This window comes from Frankia sp. AgKG'84/4 (assembly GCF_023242965.2).
In the GTDB taxonomy this organism is placed as follows: Bacteria; Actinomycetota; Actinomycetes; order Frankiales; family Frankiaceae; genus Frankia.
The window spans coordinates 1-4,174 of sequence record NZ_JALKFU020000483.1; the positions used below are offsets into that span (position 1 = coordinate 1).

The window sequence follows — 4,174 nt, forward strand, 5'->3', positions numbered from 1 at the left end:
TGGATATCGCCAGGTTCTGGCTCAGGAAAAGCCTGTCCTTGGGCTTTTCCTGGGGTACGGCGTGAGCCAGCAGGGTGGGCGGGTGGCGCGGCGGCGCGGCTGGCGGGCCGGCACGGCTTCGCCGCGTGGACGGCGTGGGTCAGCGTGCTTGTCGGCCGGCCGAGCAAGCCGGGCGAGGTCACCCGTGTCGAGGTTCAGCGTGCCGTGGCGGATGGACGTGTCGACGTCGGCGAGGAACGCGACCGTGGCCTCGTCCAGCCCGGCCTGGATCAGGGCGGTGACGGGCTCCGGCTCGGTGGCTCGGTGGCTCGGTGGGTCAGTGGCTCGGTGGCTCGGTGGGTCGGTGGCTCGGTGGGTCAGTGGGTCGCGGGCTCCGGCTCGGTGGCGGGGGCGGCGTGGAGCCGGCGGTACATCGACTCGGCGATCCGATCGGCCTGCCGCTTGGCGCGGTCCGCGTTGGGCCCGCGGTGCAGCTCGTCGACGGTGGTTTTCCACAGGGTCAGCCAGCGGGCGAACAGCTCGCCGGTGAGCGGGACGCGCGCGTGCAGGTCGGCGTGCACGCCGAAGGCGTTGCGCCGGTAGGTCCCCGCGCGGAAGATCACCGCCTGCCAGAAGTCGCAGATGATCGGCAGGTGCGCCGGCAGGTCGAGACGGGCGACGTCGATGAACACCGGCCCGAGCTGGGGATCCGCGAAGGCCCGCTGGTAGAACGCCATCACGAGGGCCGCGATGTCGTCGCGACCGGCGATGTCCCGCCGGCTGCCCGCGTCGGTGTCGCCAAGTCCCTCGGTGTCGCCAGGTCGCACGGTGTCGCCAGGTCCCTCGGTGTCGCCAGGTCCCTCGGTGTCGCCAGGTCCCTCGGTGTCGCCAGGTCGCACGGCGCCGCCAGGTCCCTCGGTGTCGCCAGGTCGCACGGCGCCGCTGGGTTCCTCGGTGTCGCTGGGTTCCTCGGTGTCGCCAGGTCGCACGGCGCCGCGATCGATGGTGTCGTGCCGATGGGCGTTCGTGGTGACCTCCGGGACTGCGAGCCTCCACGCGGGAGCGCCGGGCCTGGCCTTGGTGCGGTCGGTCGAGGCACCTGCGTAGTCGAGCGTACGCGGTCTGGCCTGAGGCCGTAGCCGGTCACGGCTGTGGCGCGACCCCAAGGTGGGGGGCGACAGGCCGGTCCCCGCGGCGTACGGTCAGGTATCCCCCGATCCGGGAAGCCGGGTCGGCCTCCGACCAAGGAGACGTCCGGCCCGCGCCGGACGATCGGGTCGGACGCACCCCCACCGCTTCGTTTGCGCTCCTTCGTCCCCCGGCCGGCGCCCTCAGCGGGCACCGCCGAACTGATCACGAAGCATTCCCGTCCCGCGGGTCCGCCCACTGCGCGAGGTGCCTCCATGACGACGAGTCTGCCCGCCAACTCGTTCGACGTACTGCTGGTCGAGGACGATCCGGGGGATGTCCTGATGACCCGCGAGGCGTTCGCCGACGATCGGATCGGCGGCGTCCTGCACGTCGTGAACGACGGCATCGAGGCGATGGCCTTCCTGCGCCGCGAGGTGCCGTTCACCGACGCACCCGAGGCTGACCTGGTCCTGCTCGACCTCAACCTGCCGCGCCGTGGCGGCATCGAGGTGCTCGCCGAGATCAAGGCGGACGAGCGGCTGCGCCGGATTCCGGTCGTGGTGCTCACGACGTCGGACGCGGTCGAGGACATCGACCGTAGCTACCAGTTGCACGCCAACGCCTACGTCACCAAGGCGGTCGATTTCGACCGCTTTGTCGACGACGTGCGCAGCATCGACGACTTCTTCGTGACGGTCGTCCGGCTACCGGGGCACTGACCTCAGCTGACGGTGGCGGGTCCCCGTTGCCAGACGAGGGCGAAGGTGAACGGATGGCCGAGGAAGTCGCCCCAGCGCGGCTTCACCTCGAGCCAGGACTCGTCGACGACGTTCTCCCGCATCTCGATCAGTGACCAGCCGGCCGCGAGTCCGGCGGCGACCTGCTCGCCGATCAGGTGGAGATGGGTCGTGATCGCCCGTGGTGTGCCGGTGCCGTCGCGGTAGTGGGTGGGCATCCCGGACATCATCATGAAGTGCGGGTGGTAGCCGACGAGGACGAACAGGCCGCCCGGCCGGGTCAGCCGGGCGGCTTCCGCGTACAGCGGGGCGAGGTCGGCGAGATGCTCGTCCATCAGGCAGGAAACGGCCAGGTCGTAACCGCCGCCCGGCAGCCCGGTGTCGGTCGCGTCGGCCTCGATCAGCCGGTCGTGAGCGCCCCGGCGGCGGGCCAACGCGAGCATCGGCGGAGTCAGGTCCACGCCGTCGATCGCGATCACGCCGCGGGAACGCAGCCAGGCGGCGGTGCGGCCGGTGCCGCAGCCGAGATCGGCCGCCCGGCGCGCGCCCGACCAGTCGGGCGTGGCCAGCCGGTCGAGCAGGGCGAGGTCCATGACGTCTTCGACGGTCCGCTCGTACGTCGCCGACCACTCGCCATAGCCGGTGCGGACATCGACGCAGGCGTAACCCCGGCGGTCGAACTGGGAGAAGGTGGGCACCCGGGCAGTATCTTCGCCGGCCGCCCGACCCTCAACGCGAATTCGGCGCGTGGCCCCGGCGGGGGCCACGCGCCGAACGCGAAGCTCAGGTGGTGCGTCGCTCAGACGGGCTGGACGTTGTCCGCCTGCGGACCCTTCTGGCCCTGCACGATCTCGAACTGGACGCTCTGGCCCTCATCCAGGGACTTGTAGCCGTCCGCCACGATCGAGGAGTAGTGGACGAACACGTCCGGGCCGCCACCGTCGACGGAGATGAATCCGAAGCCCTTCTCCGCGTTGAACCACTTGACGGTACCCTGCGCCACGATGCTTTCTCCTTGCCGCGCTCCCGGTAGGCGTCCTTCGCTTACCGGCTTCGCACCAGACCCCGACCGGTTCCGTGGCCTGGTCGTGCCGTTCTCTGCGTAGGTCACGCACCGAGAAACAAGCAACACCTGAAGCCTACCCCGTGCCCGCCGAGCGCGCGCCGGACCAGCACTATCCGCTTCTGGTCCGGTTGGACACCGCTGGCCGGACGTCATCCTGACCCCTGTGGGCGCGGGTTCGTCACCCGCCCAGGGCCGCCGCGAGCGCCTCAGCCGCCGGGGTCGTGCGCCCTGTGCGCACCTGCTCGGTGCGGAAAGCCAGCTCGCACCCGCGCAGCGGCACGGTCGTCGCGTCGACACGCGGCCCGCGCGCCGGCAGCAGGCCGAGACCATGGCCGGCGGCGATCAAGGCGAGCAGGCCGCTGAGATCGGTGCCGTCGTAACGCAGCCGGGCCCGGAACCGTCGCTCGCCGGTGACCACGCGCAGATCCGCCAGTGCTGCGCCGAGGGCGGGCGCGTCGATCCAACCGGCGTCGACGAGATCCGCCAGCCGCGGACCGGTCGACCCAGCGAGCGGATGATCGGCGGACAGCGCCAGGCAGACCGGCTCCTCGCCGATCCCCACCGCCTGGAGCGGTCCCACGTCGGGCCGGCGCAACGGGTCTCCGGCGGTGGCCAGGCCGACGATGACGGCCAGGTCGAACTCGCCCCGGGCCACCCCGGTCGTCGCCTCGATGTTGCCCGCGGCGACCACCCGTACATCGAGTCGGGGCCGGTCGGCCAGCACCGCCGCGAGGACGGTGGCGAGGCGGTCGGTGCCCAGCGGATGAACGGCGACGGTCAGCCGTTCGGTGGGCGCTCCCGCGGCCCGCACGACGTCGGTGCGGGCGGCCGCCAGCCGCAGCAGCAGCGGACCGGCGTGCTCGAGCAGCCGGGCGCCGGCATCGGTCACCTCCACCGTGGGCCGCCGCCGCAGCAGGATCACCCCGAGGTCGGCCTCCAGCGCCGCGACCTGCTGGGAGACGGCGGACTGGGTATAGCCCAGCGCGCGGGCGGCGGCCGAGAAGGAACCGGCCGTCGCGACTCCGACGAATGTCCGCAGCTGCTGGGTGTCCACGGCCATCAGTGTTCCTTATGTGGAGTGCACGAATTATCGTTGGACCTGAACGAGCCGCCACCGGACCATCGGCGCATGTCGTCGCCCCTGCCGCCAGCCGCGCCGCTACGCCTTCGCCCGCTCCGGGACTGCGAGCCGGCTTTGCCGGCGTCCCGCCCGCCCGGTCCCCGACCGCTGTCGGAGGCGAAGGGCGCCGCGCCGGTCGCC

At 72.0% G+C, this 4,174-nt stretch carries 5 protein-coding genes; 1 reads left to right on the forward strand and 4 read right to left on the reverse strand.

What is annotated here, in order from left to right; translation table 11 throughout:
* Nucleotides 1–356: 356 nt before the first annotated feature.
* Nucleotides 357–968, reverse strand: a complete 612-nt coding sequence (locus MXD58_RS21715) for a group III truncated hemoglobin (RefSeq protein WP_248838491.1) — start codon at nucleotides 966–968, stop codon at nucleotides 357–359.
* 414 nt (nucleotides 969–1,382) lie between these two features.
* On the opposite strand from MXD58_RS21715, the gene MXD58_RS21720 reads away from it, so the two are divergent.
* Entirely contained in the window at nucleotides 1,383–1,829 is a 447-nt protein-coding gene (locus MXD58_RS21720; RefSeq protein ID WP_248838490.1) for a response regulator, read from the forward strand.
* A 2-nt stretch (nucleotides 1,830–1,831) separates the two neighbouring features.
* Here the strand turns inward: MXD58_RS21720 and MXD58_RS21725 are convergent, their stop codons facing one another.
* From MXD58_RS21725 to MXD58_RS21735, 3 genes are all read right to left on the reverse strand, one after another.
* Complete coding sequence (locus tag MXD58_RS21725) at nucleotides 1,832–2,545, reverse strand: class I SAM-dependent DNA methyltransferase (protein WP_248838489.1); 714 nt, start codon at nucleotides 2,543–2,545, stop codon at nucleotides 1,832–1,834.
* Nucleotides 2,546–2,646: 101 nt separating this feature from the next.
* Nucleotides 2,647–2,850, reverse strand: a complete 204-nt coding sequence (locus MXD58_RS21730) for a cold-shock protein (RefSeq protein ID WP_011438823.1) — start codon at nucleotides 2,848–2,850, stop codon at nucleotides 2,647–2,649.
* A gap of 241 nt (nucleotides 2,851–3,091) precedes the next feature.
* Nucleotides 3,092–3,973, reverse strand: coding sequence for a LysR family transcriptional regulator (locus MXD58_RS21735; protein ID WP_248838488.1), 882 nt, complete (start codon nucleotides 3,971–3,973; stop codon nucleotides 3,092–3,094).
* Nucleotides 3,974–4,174 lie beyond the last annotated feature (201 nt).